11 protein-coding genes and 2 tRNA genes are annotated in these 14283 nt (G+C 45.3%); 6 read left to right on the top strand and 7 right to left on the bottom strand.

From position 1 onward, the window contains the following. The first annotated feature begins 93 nt into the window (after positions 1-93). The gene (locus EHQ17_RS09350) at positions 94-1248 is read left to right on the top strand and encodes a LamG-like jellyroll fold domain-containing protein (protein WP_135589983.1); all 1155 of its coding nucleotides are present in this window, start codon (positions 94-96) and stop codon (positions 1246-1248) included. Between the two features lie 106 nt (positions 1249-1354). Here the strand turns inward: EHQ17_RS09350 and EHQ17_RS09345 are convergent, their stop codons facing one another. From EHQ17_RS09345 to EHQ17_RS09335, 3 genes are all read right to left on the bottom strand, one after another. Further along, entirely contained in the window at positions 1355-3232 is a 1878-nt protein-coding gene (locus EHQ17_RS09345; RefSeq protein ID WP_135589982.1) for a putative Ig domain-containing protein, read from the bottom strand. Next, the gene (locus tag EHQ17_RS09340; RefSeq protein ID WP_167881170.1) at positions 3186-4745 is read right to left on the bottom strand and encodes an FG-GAP repeat protein; all 1560 of its coding nucleotides are present in this window, start codon (positions 4743-4745) and stop codon (positions 3186-3188) included. The genes EHQ17_RS09345 and EHQ17_RS09340 overlap by 47 nt, the downstream gene beginning before the upstream one ends. Before the next feature lie 584 nt (positions 4746-5329). Further along, positions 5330-7342, bottom strand: a complete 2013-nt coding sequence (locus tag EHQ17_RS09335) for a 1-acyl-sn-glycerol-3-phosphate acyltransferase (RefSeq protein WP_135589980.1) — start codon at positions 7340-7342, stop codon at positions 5330-5332. Positions 7343-7695: 353 nt separating this feature from the next. Between EHQ17_RS09335 and EHQ17_RS09330 the strand changes: the two genes are divergently transcribed. The 4 genes from EHQ17_RS09330 to EHQ17_RS09315 all read left to right on the top strand — a co-directional run bounded on the left by EHQ17_RS09330 (position 7696) and on the right by EHQ17_RS09315 (position 10283). Then, positions 7696-8730 (top strand): ATP phosphoribosyltransferase regulatory subunit, encoded by a 1035-nt coding sequence (locus EHQ17_RS09330; protein ID WP_135589979.1) that lies wholly within the window; start codon positions 7696-7698, stop codon positions 8728-8730. 37 nt (positions 8731-8767) lie between these two features. Further along, complete coding sequence (locus tag EHQ17_RS09325; RefSeq protein WP_135589978.1) at positions 8768-10045, top strand: adenylosuccinate synthase; 1278 nt, start codon at positions 8768-8770, stop codon at positions 10043-10045. A 73-nt stretch (positions 10046-10118) separates the two neighbouring features. Continuing rightward, positions 10119-10191 (top strand) — tRNA-Lys (locus tag EHQ17_RS09320). A 17-nt stretch (positions 10192-10208) separates the two neighbouring features. After that, positions 10209-10283 (top strand) — tRNA-Glu (locus EHQ17_RS09315). On the opposite strand, the gene EHQ17_RS09310 is transcribed toward EHQ17_RS09315, so the two are convergent. The 3 genes from EHQ17_RS09310 to EHQ17_RS09300 all read right to left on the bottom strand — a co-directional run bounded on the left by EHQ17_RS09310 (position 10262) and on the right by EHQ17_RS09300 (position 12753). Then, a complete protein-coding gene (locus tag EHQ17_RS09310) occupies positions 10262-11194 on the bottom strand; it encodes a TIGR02757 family protein (protein ID WP_135590055.1) in 933 nt (310 codons plus the stop codon). The two genes, EHQ17_RS09315 and EHQ17_RS09310, sit on opposite strands and share 22 nt — an antisense overlap. Then, the gene (locus EHQ17_RS09305; protein ID WP_135736174.1) at positions 11194-12090 is read right to left on the bottom strand and encodes a hydroxymethylglutaryl-CoA lyase; all 897 of its coding nucleotides are present in this window, start codon (positions 12088-12090) and stop codon (positions 11194-11196) included. The genes EHQ17_RS09310 and EHQ17_RS09305 overlap by 1 nt, the downstream gene beginning before the upstream one ends. Before the next feature lie 120 nt (positions 12091-12210). After that, positions 12211-12753, bottom strand: a complete 543-nt coding sequence (locus EHQ17_RS09300) for a DUF1564 family protein (RefSeq protein ID WP_135595223.1) — start codon at positions 12751-12753, stop codon at positions 12211-12213. Between the two features lie 129 nt (positions 12754-12882). On the opposite strand from EHQ17_RS09300, the gene EHQ17_RS09295 reads away from it, so the two are divergent. Further along, on the top strand, positions 12883-13653 hold the full coding sequence (locus EHQ17_RS09295) for an ABC transporter ATP-binding protein (RefSeq protein WP_135595224.1): 771 nt from the start codon (positions 12883-12885) through the stop codon (positions 13651-13653). On the opposite strand, the gene EHQ17_RS09290 is transcribed toward EHQ17_RS09295, so the two are convergent. After that, entirely contained in the window at positions 13650-14282 is a 633-nt protein-coding gene (locus tag EHQ17_RS09290; protein WP_135595225.1) for a hypothetical protein, read from the bottom strand. The two genes, EHQ17_RS09295 and EHQ17_RS09290, sit on opposite strands and share 4 nt — an antisense overlap. Position 14283 lies beyond the last annotated feature (1 nt).

Genomic DNA, 14283 nt, shown 5'->3' with positions numbered 1-14283 from the left:
CATGCTCCGGAAACAACTACGTGATTTATTGTTTTCAGGAATTCGTCTAAGTTTCAGGATCGATCGAAAGGATCGAATCGGAGCTGGAATCCTATGTTTCGTTTTTACTTTCTAACGCAGAACGGCCTTTTCTTTTTGAATCGTCCGTCTTTTATCCGACTTTACTTTCTCCTTTTATTAATCCCTTCGTTTGTTTCCTGCATGCAGGCCAATAAGATCAGCTTGGATTCCAGCAATCCGCTGGGTTTTTTACTTCAGATTGTGGTTCCGACCTCCCGTTCCGGAGCCGCAGGGCAAATCGGGGCAGGTCCGGATTTGCAGGCTACGAGCGGAATTCATTTGGTGCGTTTGAGTTGGCCCTCTACTGCGGATGGATCGAATTTTAGAATCTATTCTTCGACGAGTTCCGACGTGAACGTAACTTCTCCCGAAATCACTTCGGGCGGTACGAGCGCTTCGTCGTTCGTTCATTCGGGTTTGAATGGTGGGGAGACGCGTTTTTATCTTTTGGAAAAAATTCTTCCGGACGGTTCCACGTCGTATTCTTCCGTCACGCAGGCGACGACGTATTATCTCCCTTCGGACGTTTCCAACCTGATTTTTTGGTTGGGAGCGGATTTCGGGGTTACGAAAGATGCTTCCAATTTCGTTACGAATTGGTCGGATCAAATCGCTTCCTTGTCATATACGAATGTTCATACGGGGCAAGAGCCGATTTGGATTCCCAATCATCGGAATCAACAATCGTTTATCGCCACGAGTCAATCCGCTGGGCGTTTTTTTCAAGGACCCGGAATTCCGATTTCGGGGAGTTCCTACACGATCTTATCCGTGATCGAGCAGGTTGCGTCGAGTTCCAGCAATCAGGGAATTCTCGAGTTAACCGGTGGAGGGAACGATCTGATTTTGAAGTTTCAAGGAGGAAGATTGTTCGTCAACAACGGAGGTGGCGATTTCCAAAGCAACGCGTATGTCACGACAAATGCGCATGTCATGACGGCTCAGTTTTCGGCTTCTTCCACCTCTTTGTATATCAACGGAGTTTTGAATAAGACGACCGCGAACGTATATCCGATTGTCGGAAACGGCACCGGTTATATCGGTGTTTATTTCGGCGGGGCGGGGTTGGACGGTAACATCGGCGAAATTCTTGTTTATGACCAGGGTTTGAACGTTACGGATCGAAGGAAGGCGGAGTGTTATCTGGGTTTTAAATACGGAATCTCCGTTTCGCACGCGTGTAATTGAGTTTTTCAGAATATTCTTAAAACTTAATTCGTTTATCGATATTTTTAAATCGAATACGATGTTTTTTCGTTTCTCGCCGAAGGCTGGGAGGTCCGACGGTTATCGGTTATCGAGTAAAGACATAGGCGGCTCCGGAGTTCGGTTTGAGCTCGTTCCAACTGCGAACACCTCCTATCGTAACGGCGGTTTGTCCTCCGTCTTCCTGCGGAGCACCGACTGCAACCGTATCGCCCGATAATGCGACGGCCATTCCGAACCAATCCCCTGCTTGAACGTTAGGTGCTTTTATGTAAGATTCCTGAGCCCAAGTCGTCCCTGTTCTTTGGTAGATATACGTTGCGCCCGAAGCGGGCAAAGTATTGTCCAACGAAGCGTTCGTTCCGTTTAAGATGGAGTTTTCGTTTCCGTCCTCGGAATACGTGCCTACCGCGATCGTATTTCCTGAGATCGAGACGCTGCTTCCGAAATTGGTTATACTTGCGGGGTTGGCCGGTTGTATGACTGTCTCTTGACTCCAGAGCGTTCCCGTTCTCGTAAAGACGTAGACCGCTCCTTCGTTGGAGTAGATAGACCCGACCGCTACGGTATCGCCGTCCACTGCGACGGTTGTGCCGAATTGATCTCCGCTTTGTCCATTATTCGCCTTGAGATATGCCTCTTGCGCCCAAATTGTTCCGGTTCTTACGTAGACGTAAGCGGCTCCTGCGGAAGCCTTTGCGTTATTCGCACTTGCAGTGGTTCCGTTGGTAATCGTGATTTGATTGCTACTTTCCTGTGCGGCTCCGACGACGAGTGTGTTTCCGGAAAGGCCGACGCTTATTCCGAATAAATCGGCGGCGTCTCCGTTTGCGGCTTTGATATAGGCTTCTTGATTCCAATTCGTTCCGATTCTTTTATACACGTAGACGGCTCCTGAGGAAGCGTTGGTATTGTCTGCGCTTGCGGTAGTTCCGTTTGTGATCGCGGTTTGATTGCTGGATTCTCCCATGGCTCCGATTGCGATCGTATCTCCGGATATAGCGAGACTATATCCGAAGTAATCGGAGTTTTCCGCGTTAGACGCCTTTAGATATGCTTCTTGTGCCCAGGTAGTTCCGGTTCTTCGAAAAACGTAGGCGGCTCCGGCCGCAGGACTTGAATTGTCCGCGCTCGCGGTCGTTCCGTTGGTAATAGTCGTCTGACTACTGCTTTCGAGATAGGCTCCAACTACGATCGTATTTCCCGAAATTGCGACCGTATAACCGAAGGAATCATTCGCCTCCGCGTTAGGCGCCTTTATATACGCTTCCTGTTCCCAGCCGGCTCCCGATCTTCTATATACGTATACCGCTCCCGAACTGTCGGCGCTATTGTCTGTGCTGGCGCCGGCGCCGTTCGTGACGGTAGTTTGGTTGCTGCATTCCAGATAGGCACCTACGACTAACGTGTCCCCATCGAGCGCTAACGCGTTTCCGTAGTAGTCTGCAATATCGGAATTCGCCGCTTTTATGAAGGCGCCTTCGATCCATTGAGAAGACGTAGAAGACAAAACGAGCGTAGTGGATATCGTTCCCTCCGAATTTCTTGCGGTAATCGTGAACGTAGTTGAAGTTAAATTCGCCGTCGGAACTCCGGATATACTTCCCGTTGTGCTGTCGAAGTTCAGACCGGGCGGTAACGCAGGCTCTATCGAATATTCTTCCGCAGTTCCGTTTATCGAAGGTCGGAACGTCGGCATCGTAACATACTTCGTATATCGGTACGAGGATACGGGGTATTGAAAATCGGAGAGGGGCGCAGAATCGAGAGAAAAGAGATTCAGCAGAAGAGGATTCCGTTCTCCTCCCAAAAGACAACCTTCCGAAAAGAGAAGGGATAGCAGGATGATCGAAGAATTTAGTAGGAACTGTAACGCGTCTTTTCCGGGGATTCGGCTTTGTTCCGACGGAGGATTCGATTTATCTTTCAAAGGCATATGCGGCTCCCGATCTGTATTCGGAATCATCCGTACTTGCGGTCGGTCCGTTGGTGATCGTGTTTTGATTGCTACTTTCCTGAGGAGCTCCTACTACAATTCTAGTTCCAGACAATGAGACACCGGAGCCGAACAGATCCGCGTTTCCCGCATTAGGAGCTTTGAAATACGAATATTCCCCCCAACGTCCGTCCGTTTTTCTGAACATATAAACCGCCCCGGATTGCGGTGCGCGTTCGTCCCAGACGACTAACGGACCGTAGGTGACGGTCGATTGACCGCAAGATTCGTTTATCGCTCCAACGGCGATAAAATTCCCCTCGACTGCGACTGCGGTTCCGAACTGATCTCCTGCCTGAACGTTCTTCGCTTTTAGATATGCTGTTTGGGTCCAAGTAACGCCCGTTCTCTCGAAAATATACGCGGCTCCCGAGCCGGCTAAGGCGTTTACGGGGCTCGCCGTTGCCCCATTCGTAATCGTGTTTACATTACTATCTTCTAATGCTGCTCCGATTACGATCGTATTGTTGGATACGGAGAGAGTTTTTCCGAATTGGTCGTTCGGGTCCAAATTCGACGCTTTGAGAAACGCTTCCTGCCCCCAAATCCCGGCCGTCCTCCGAAAGACGTATGCGGCTCCGGATTCCGATTTGGAATTGTCCGCACTTGCGGTGGTTCCGTTCGTTGTGACCGCTTGACTGTCCTCTTTATAAGCTCCGACCACGACCGTATCTCCGGAAATCGAGACGGCGGAACCGAAGTAGTCTCCGTTGCCTGGGTTCGGAGCTTTTAAGTATGCTTCTTGCGTCCAAACTCCGGCGTTTCTTCGAAAAATGTAGGCGGCTCCTGCGTCGTTTAGGCTGTTGTCTGCGCTGGCTGTCGTTCCGTTGGTGACCGTATTTTGAGAACTGTTTTCCCATTCCGCTCCGATTACAATTACGTCTCCGTCTATGGAAACTACGCTGCCGAAACGATCGCCGGCGTCCCAATTCGACGCTTTTAAGCGAGCTTGTTCCGACCAAACGGTTCCGACTCTTTGAAATACGTAGATGGACCCGGAACCTCCGTTCATAGGTGCTCCTACAACGACGGTGTTTCCGGAAATGGCGACGCTCGTGCCAAAGAAGTCGCTCATTCCCGGATTGGAGGCTTTGAGATATGCTTCTTGAATCCAATTACCGGCGACTTTTCTGAAAACATATACTGCGCCAGATGCGAAAAGGCTCTGGTCTGCGCTTGCTGTGGGACCGTTTGTCGGACCAATTTGATTGCTATTTTCGCGAAAGGATCCTACGACCATCGTATCACCGGAAACGGCGATGCTATTTCCGAAGTAAGTGCTTCCGGTTACGTTAGTCGCCTTGAAATAAGCCTCGTTTATCCAAACTCCGTTTACAGGTACGGGTGTTCCTGGGACAGCGGGCGGATATTCGATTCCGCCGTTTGTGAGAGATCCTACGGCATAACCGGATCCTATGAGACCTAATATATCTCCTTGATCCCTCGGCTTGTATTGGCACTGGAAGAATGTAAAAGAAATCATACACGAGAACAAAAAATAATATGTCTTCTTTCCGAGGCGTCTGCGTGAATTGAAGTTTTGTAGCTCAAAGTGCATCATACTGATAAGCGAATGAAGAAAGGATCGTGTTCAACAGAGAATCTACACTGGATTTTTCATGCAGTCTCTCTTAGTTATAATTCTATAATCGTTAGTTATTAATCGTGCGCCAGTTTTGATTTTGGTAATTTAGTTGCCAAGATGCAGGAAGGATGTTAGAAAAAATTGATATAGAATCGGCGAATGCGTACGTATAGGGAAATATAGAAGAGAAAAACTTTTCTGTTGAAAGAGGAGTTCCTACGTTTTTGGGTTACCGAAGGCTCTCCTGTTTGATACTGCGTCTTATCGCGTCAGACTGAATTCGTTTGTAGGATCTCCTCCTTCTTCCTATCACAAAAATATTCATGTGATTGGCTACGAACTTGGTAAGACTAAGATTGACCTCTCCGAAACCGATCAATCCTTGGGAGTTCCTACACCAAAACGATATCACCCACGAAAAGATGGTCTGCCGATGTTCTCCGACCACCTTTGCTTCGTCCGGAGTCCGCGCTTCGCTTTTATTACACTCTTGCGAGTCTACTTTCCATCATTTCGATGATCTGATGAATATTCTTTTTGTTGATCACGATTTCATACGCCGCGGCAAGAACGGGCGTATTTTCCGGAGTGATCTTCATCAGATTCGGCATAACCTTCAAACCGTAAAATCCGTTCGACATTTTCTCCGACGAAGAGCCATAAGCGATGTCATAGCCGGTTTTCCTGTCTTTGGCATCCGTCCCGAAGCAGGAAAGCATAAAGTCGGTAAGTCCGGACAAACCTTGGAACGTCTCCGGTTGTCCTCCCATTTTCGTCCCGATTTCGGTCATCTCGCTAAAAAAACGATTCGAGAGATGAAAAAGGGAATTGTCCACATTGCCGCCTAACGTTTGCGTAAAATAACCTTCGACGATCCCCATCGCCAAAGCGTAGATCGTTTTCAAGGCCCCGCCTAACTGAACACCTTTGATATCGGTGGGAATTTTCGCCGGCCGTGGGAACACATACCCCGTCGTAAATAGATGTTGAACCCTAGGAATCAAACTCGCGTTCGAGGCCGCGATTTCGAAGCCGGAGATTTTTCTTTCCATGATCTGATCCGGATAACAAGCGCCTGCGACCACTCCAAGTCGATCATCTTCCAACCCGAACGCAGTCTGTACTTCGTCAAGAATCAAACCTGTGCTCGTAAACCCTTTGACCACGTTGAAAAAAGGCGCCTTATTCCGATTGAGGAAAGGTTGTATTTCCGGGTAGATGTTGATCAACTCCCACGGATTGGTTCCTTGGATGAATAACGTCGCCGTCTTTAACACTTCGGGATCGGAAGTGAAAATCAGATTCGGTGGAAGTTTGTAGAGAGGATAATACTTCAGTTCCCTTCTTTCCGTGTTACATTGTTCGGTATACGTCTGATCAGGATGATAGAGATAAACCAAAACGTCCTTGTTTGCGAGCAAGGTCGCGACCGCAATCGACATGCTACTCGCTCCGATGACGACGATTTTTTCCTCCGGTTCTTTCGGAACCTTGATCAGAATATTCTTACCGGGAATATCTCCTTTGTAGAGGTTTCGATAGGTTCCGTGTTGGTGTTTATTCAAATTGGAACCGACGAGCAAGGCCAGGTTGTCGATGAGAAATTGTTTTTTGTCCCCGTGTTCCGGAAATTGTAGTTGTTCCACCTCTTTCGGAAACGTTTCCATCTGCTTACGGTTCAGCTCTCCGACTAACACCGGTTTGCCGATTACTAGTTTTCCGTTCACCTGATTGAAAAGAAGACTAGTGGTCGGAAGGATTTTATCGGTTTTTTCCAGCGAGATAGGAATGATCACTTTATTGGCCACATAGTGATATACGGTTTCCACGAACGGCATCAAGCGGCCGTCTCTGGACCGGGTTCCTTCCGGAAAGATCGCGATGATCTTTCCTTCCGATTGAAGTTTTTGCGAATGTCGAAACGCACGCATGTTGATCTTCGTCATGACATCCGACAAACTCGGATTATCCGCCATATCCCTTTTCGAACATACGAGAAGGGTTCCGAACATATAAAGACCCAACCTCGTAAAGTCCGGTTCGTATGCCAATCGTCCGGCGATAAAAACGAGTTGTTCCGCTATGGATTTTCCTTCCGGAGAACAATTATAAAGCTGATGAAAGATCGCGGGAGCATCGAGATGGGACAGGTGATTGGAAATCAAAGTGATCGGATATTTACCGATCAGAGGTTGAACCGCTTTTAGATTATCAATCCCTTCCACCGTAAACTGTTTCATGATCGGAGAAAGGAACTCCATCATGAATTCCCTCGCCCTTTGTTCCGGCGAAGTATAAACCCCTACCGTTTCCAAAAGATGAGGTTCCTTGAAAACGTCCATTACTGGAGGCATCGGAGTCACCGAGGAAAGATATAAAAACTTCTGAAGGATTTTTTTCGCCCCTTCTTCCGTCATACCGGAGCGTTTGAACAAATGAATATTCTCGAAGAATTCTTTCTGCCATTTACCTACGCTGGACTCTTTCTCAGCCATCAATACTACCTTCCTGGTGCGTCTAAAAATGATTCTTTGTAACCGGTTGAATTCCGAAGAATGAATCCGGTTGTTCGCATTCCGATATGTTCTTATGAATAAGGATCGGAGTCTGAGTCGTTTTCGGTTGTTCCGACCGAAATGGGATTTCGATTCGGATTAAATTCTCTTCGACGCGAAAAACGCCTTTCGGTATTCCGAAAGGAGCGCTCTTTTACGAGCCCGGAAGAGAACCTTGGATCGGAGAATTATCATCCGTTCGGTTACGGGAATTGTCATTCTATTTTTTTAAAAAGGTTTGAAATCTGACGTCTCGGTTTTGAACTGTATTTTGGACGTCGATCTTCCGAGACATGAATCAGAATCTCCCAGAACCCAGCCAGAAAAAATGGATCCCGGACGGGTTTCACTTTCTCGGACCAGAAGACAGCAAAGACAGAAGAAACCTTCTCGAAACCATATCGGGTGTTCTGAAAAAAAAAGGATATTCCGAGGTGTTCCTACCTGCCTTCGATTATAGTTCTACTTTTTTACAAACGGTTTCCGCTCCGGACACGGCTTCCCTGTTTAGAGTTCGAGACGCTTCCGGAAATGAGATTTCTCCGAGCATCGATTTGACCGTTCAGGCAGTAAAAGGTATGGCCGGATTCTCGCATCAAAAGGAAAATCAGAATATCTTTTACGTCGGAAGAATTTTTCGCGAGACCGGTAAGGGGAGCGTTTCCCGTAAGGAAGTGATGCAAATCGGTGCGGAGAGTTTGGGCGCTTCCGGTAAGGAAAATACGCTTCGCATTTTGGAGGAGGTGGACGGGATTTTTTCCGTGCTTCCTTTGGATAGCCGGCTTACGTTGGTTTTGGGGAGCGTGAATTTGTTTCGGTCAATTGTTGAGGAGTTCCTACTTTCGCCGGCTGAAATCGAAATTCTTTCTACGCTCTTATACCAAAAGAACGGGACCGAGATCGGTCGGATTTTCGGTGAACGAAAAGACGCGGCCGTTTTGATTCGAGTTCTGAACGCTTTGATTTTAAATTTTGATTTCGATTCTTTAAAAAGCTCGCTTCGATTGGATTCTCTTTCCGGAAAATGGAAGGAGGATCTCGAGAGAATTTTGGAAGAAACCGCTTGGATCTTGCGTGTTTGGAGTTCCTACAAAAGAAAAATAGATCTCTGTCTCGACTTTTCGCTTTTACGCGATCTGAATTATTATACCGGTTTCGTTTTTCAAGGTTATTTGGAAGGATTTCCCGATCCAGTTCTAACGGGGGGTTCCTACGATCACCTTTACGAACTATTTTCGGGAGTTCCCAAAAATGCAAGCGGCTATGCTCTTGTCGTGAATACGCTGGAATCCGCCTTGAAAAATCCGCTTCCCGAACTTCGACCATGAAACGTTATTTTAGCAAGCATCAATTTGAGGAAAAACTATGCCCGCATCTTTAGTAGTAGGAACCCAATGGGGTGACGAAGGAAAAGCGAAAGTCATCGACTTTCTTTCCAAAGACACCGATATCATCGTTCGATATCAGGGAGGCGCCAATGCGGGTCATACGGTCGTAGTTCACGGAAAAAAATATGTCTTTCATCTCGTTCCATCCGGCGTCATATATGATCAGACGATTTGTGTGATCGGGAACGGGGTCGTCTTGGATCCGATGTTTTTTATCGAAGAATGCGATCGGCTTCAGAAGGAAGGATTCCCCGTTTATGACAAACTTTTGTTGAGCGACGCTTGTCACCTTTTGTTTCCGTATCATTCCCAGATCGATTCAGCGCGTGAAACCACTTTGAGTCAGGAACACAAGATCGGGACGACGAAAAAAGGAATCGGGGTCTGTTATGCGGACAAGATGATGAGGACCGGTCTGAGAGTGGGGGATTTGTTGGATGATTCTTACAAAGCGCGTCTGAAACATCTTGTAGAGGAAAAAAATCGGGAGTTGGATAAACTCTACGGGATGGCGCCGGTTTCCTTTAACGACATCAACGAGAATCTGAGATTCTTCCTTTCTAAAATAAAAAAGAACATTCTAAATACTGCATATTATTTGGATAGCGAACTCAAAAAGGGGAAGCGCGTTCTTTTGGAAGGGGCTCAAGGAACGGGCTTGGATGTGGATTTCGGAACGTATCCGTATGTTACGAGTTCCAATCCGACCACGGGCGGTGCTTTGATCGGAACGGGAATTCCGTTCCATCATTTGAAACACGTGATCGGAATTACGAAGGCATATACAACTCGCGTCGGAGAAGGCCCTTTTCCCACGGAATTGTCCGGAGAGGAAGGGGAGTTCCTACGCCGCAAAGGCGGAGAATACGGCGCTACGACGGGACGTCCTAGACGTTGCGGTTGGTTCGACGCCGAGATGCTTCGACATTCCGTTCGAATTAACGGAATCACGTCCATCGCCCTCACGAAAATCGATATTCTTTCCGATTACGATAAAATTCCGGTAGCCGTCGGCTATAAATCGAATGGAAAAACGTTGGACTGTTTTCCTTCGCAAGGTCTCGAGAAAGTGGAAGTGATCTACGAAGAATTTCCTGGTTGGAAAAGCGACATCTCGGGAATTTGCGAATTCCACAAACTCCCGGAGAAGTGTAAGAATTATATTTCCGCGTTGGAAAAACTGATCGGTGTAAAGATCAATTTGGTCTCCACCGGTCCGGATCGAAAAGATACGATACACGGAGATTCTTTCTGAGAATCGCAGTTTTTTTGTCCGTTTTTGATTGACCCGCGACACTCGAAAAATATCGTGTATTTCGTAACGCTTCGAGTCGTTAGCTCAGCTGGTAGAGCAATTCCCTTTTAAGGAATGGGTCCGGGGTTCGAATCCCCGACGACTCAAGAAGAAGTTCCTACAAGCCGCCATCGTCTAGTGGTTAGGACACAAGATTTTCATTCTTGGAACAGGGGTTCAATTCCCCTTGGCGGTACCACTCTTATAAATCTTACAGATTGTTCGTAACTCGCAGGTCTCGCATAAGGCTCTGACGTATTTCGTTTTACATTCTTTTAATATTCCTAATCGGCTTAATGAGAAGTCTGCGCGGACGGGGTCTGTAGGATCTACTTTCGCGAAGAAATCCGTGATTTCTTCGGCTTTTTTCCAGTCGGGAGTTTTGCGCGCGCTAATACCGAGAATATTCGCGATTCTTTGAATGTGAGTGTCGAGCGGGAAGAGGAGTTCCCACGGTTGGATGGATGTGTAGATGCCGAAGTCCGGAAAATTTTTCCGGACCATCCAGCGGAGGAACATCGAATATCGTTTTAAAGAGGAAGTATTCGGTCCTTGTCCAACTAGAAATTTATATCCGTAACTATTCGTTTGTTTGGAGTCGATTTCGTAGGATCTGCTACGAAATCGAAGCTGGAAGGCTAAAATACGTCTTCGTAAATTACTTCCTTGAAACAATTGTTTGTATTCTTTAGGACTTAAGTCGAATTCATCATTTTTTGGCAATGCGAATAAAGATTCCAAAGTAGGAACTCTTTCTTCGAATATTATTCTATTCAAGGTTTGCAGAAATAATTCGATATCGCTCGTTGTCTGAAAACGATATGGTTTAAGCTTTGTCCGAATTTTTTTGAGATTCGCGTTGTCGGATAAAAAAGAAAATGGGGAGTTCCTACATAATTCAAAGAATATTCGCAAATGATTTTTGATTGCAGTGACGTTTCCGTAAGAGAATAACGCTGAAATAAATCCCGAAATTTCCTGATCACGTCTATCAGAAAAAGAATGTAGGAATTCTATCGGGTCCGATGCCAAATACTCATTCGCTTCGTATTTTACGAAAATTCTATTTAAAACAACTCGGATTTCTTCGGATGAATTGAATGGAGATATTAGGCGTCCCTCTTCTTTTTTGTCGCGATGTAGGTTCTGGATTGTAGCTCTCTGAGGATGGCTTTTTCCATATAGGCGGAGGCTTCCCACAGCAAGTTTGGCTGAATTCCGGTAGGAACTCCTGATTTTTCAAGGAAATAGACGAGATCTTCCGTTGCCAAATTTCCCGCCGCCCCCTTCGCATAAGGACAACCCCCCAATCCGCCTGAGGAGGAATCAAATGAACGAATGCCCATAGAAAGGGCCTTCTCAACGTTAGCAATCGCCATACCATACGTGTCATGAAAGTGACCGGCGAGTTTATCAGCGGGAATGTGTTTCAGAAGAGTCTCCAGTAAACGTTCGACCTCCGTAGGAACTCCTGTCCCTATCGTTTCACCGAGAGATATCTCGTAGGCGCCTAAATCCAAGAGAATCTTCGAAATTTCTAGAACTTTTTCTGGATTCACCTTACCCTCGTAAGGACAATCGATGACGGTAGAAACATAACCTCTAACTTTAATTCCGTCTTCTTTTGCTAAGCGAAAAATTTCTTTAAAACCTTCGATTGATTCCGAGATGGTTCGATTTATATTTTTCTTAGTAAAAGTTTCAGAGGAAGCGGTAAAAACGGCAACTTCCTTGTAGCCGACGTTCTTGGCTCCTTCATATCCTTTGATATTCGGCGTCAATGCAGAATATTGAACAGCTTGATTCCAGTCTAATTGTGCCGATAATTCTGCCGCGTCCGCTAATTGGGGAATCGCTTCTTTTTTGACGAAAGAAGTAGCTTCTATATGTTTTAAACCCGCCTTAATCAAAAGACGAATGTATTCTAATTTGATTTCGGTTGAAACTGGTCTTTTTTCGTTTTGAAGGCCGTCTCGAGGTCCGACTTCGGTAATTTTTATTTCCATTCTCCTTTGCATTGGACTATTTCTTCGAAAATGGGCAATTCAAATATTGCCATAAGGTCCTTATTTTTAGGAGTTCCTACCTCGGAGAAGAGTTATGGACTACTGCGGGGCCATCGCGTTTTAAAGAAGAAGCGTATCTTTTCGTTTATTCTTTAAAGACGAAACTAAAATCAAGTTAGGTTCAATGATCAATTCTCGAATGAGCTGATTCGACTGGAATTGAATTCTCCAGTTAAACTGATACGATCCAATCTTATTCGACGTTCCCTTAAAAAATTTTTCCATCATGAAATTATGAATTCCTACTTTATCGAGCCAAAGGATATAGTTCATCAAAAAAGATCTTGAAACACCATGTGTAGAAGCCAAAAGGCTAAGAAGGTTCCAGTCCGAATTTTTCATTCTCAGATTGATTTTTTTCAAGGGACTTTGTTCCCGATTATAGAGAATCTTTCCTGCTTTGTTATGAATTCGCTTTGTCGAAATCAGATATTTTTCATATTTTCGAATCAGTGGAACGAAGTTTTTGATAAGAGTTTTCTTTTCTTTTTCCGTTAAATGACGAAGGTTTTTTTCCGCTATTAGGAGCGAGACTACTTCTCTTTTTTCATCTTCATAAATGGATTTTATCTTTTGATCAGTATTTAATAGAATTGCCTTCATACTTTTTTCGGTTCTCGGTTCATTCTCTTTGAACTGTAAAACGGAAAAAAAAATAAATAATTTTGAAAAAAGGAGTTCCTACATATCTCGACTCGAATCGATCGTTGAAAGGAATCAAGATGAGCGAAAATGTTTAATCAAGAATATGCGATAGAAGTACGTGAATTAAGTCTTAATTTCAAAGACCGTACTATATTAGATTCGATTTCATTCGAGGTATCTGAAGGGAAGGTTTTGGGAATTTTAGGTCGTTCCGGTTCGGGGAAAACCTCCCTTTTTCGGAGTATGTTAGGTGTTCCTACATTAAAAAATATTCATGAAAAAGGAGCGATTCGTTTCTATGGAAAAAAAAGGGACGAAATTCCTACTCATCTCTTGCAGCCGGTTTTTCAAGATCCTGTTTCGATCTTTAATCCCTCTTGGTCTCTGGAAAAGGCTCTCAAGGAGCCGTTTCGAATTATCGGTGGAGACGTTGCTCAACGAGGGGAGCGATCGTTTCAGGAGCTCCTACATTCTTTTCAGCTTAACGGGAAAAATTTGAATAGAAATGTTCTAACCTTTTCCGGTGGTGAGTTACAGAGAGCTGCCATTCTGAGAGCTCTCTTAGCTGAACCTAAAATTTTGTTTTTGGACGAGGCCCTCGGGGCATTAGATCCGATTCTTTTGAATGAGATCCTACATTTTCTCAGACAAATCTCGCAGGATCGAAAAATCACGATACTTCTGATTACGCACAGCTTGAGGATGGCAGAAAAATTCTGCGATGAGATCGGAATCTTAGAACAAGGAAAGTTAGTAGATCTTGGAAAGCCTGGAGAAATTTTAAGCAAGCCGAAGAGCGATTTTACGAGGGAACTCATTCGAGCGAACGATTTGAGTTCCCTTCGCGTTTTGGATTAGATATCGATTTGATAGAGATTTTTTCTGTCTTTTTTATCTTTATACAAAGCGATCATAATATCGATTCGATAAATCGAAGAACGGAGGCTGGACTCTAAAAGTCGAAGCGCCTTGATCTGATTCTCGAGCGAAATATCCGCCACTTTCGTATTTTCTATCTTGTCGAATCGTTCCAGTTTGACCTGAGATGCCAAAACGTCCGGAGGAGCGAAAATAAGCCTTTTGTTTTCAAAGGCGAATTCGTATTGAATTCTTTTCTTTTCAGAGGCAAGTTCAACTTCCTTGATTTTGCCGCCCTCAAATTTGAAACGAACATATTTGAGCAAGTTGCTCTCATATCCTTCGTCAAACGTAAAGGGAATGTCTTCCGTGACGATTGTTTGCACCTTTTCCAGTTCCGGTCTCAAAATCACAAGAAGAGAATGTTTCTTCTCCAGATCAGTGAGTCTCTCATTGATCGTGCTTTCGAGATCTCTGACGATTTTCTGAAGAGATTTCGTGTAGGAACTCCCCTGTTCAGAAAATACATCGGAACGACTCAGGTCGTCCTGCCCCTTCTCTTTATTCTGCGCAAGCGCAGGAACGGTAAGGAGGAAAAGCAGGATTGTGAGCCAGGTGATTTTTTTCATA

Origin of the sequence: Leptospira gomenensis, from assembly GCF_004770155.1 — a bacterium.
GTDB lineage: Bacteria > Spirochaetota > Leptospiria > Leptospirales > Leptospiraceae > Leptospira > Leptospira gomenensis.
This window is presented reverse-complemented; position numbering and strand designations above follow the sequence as displayed.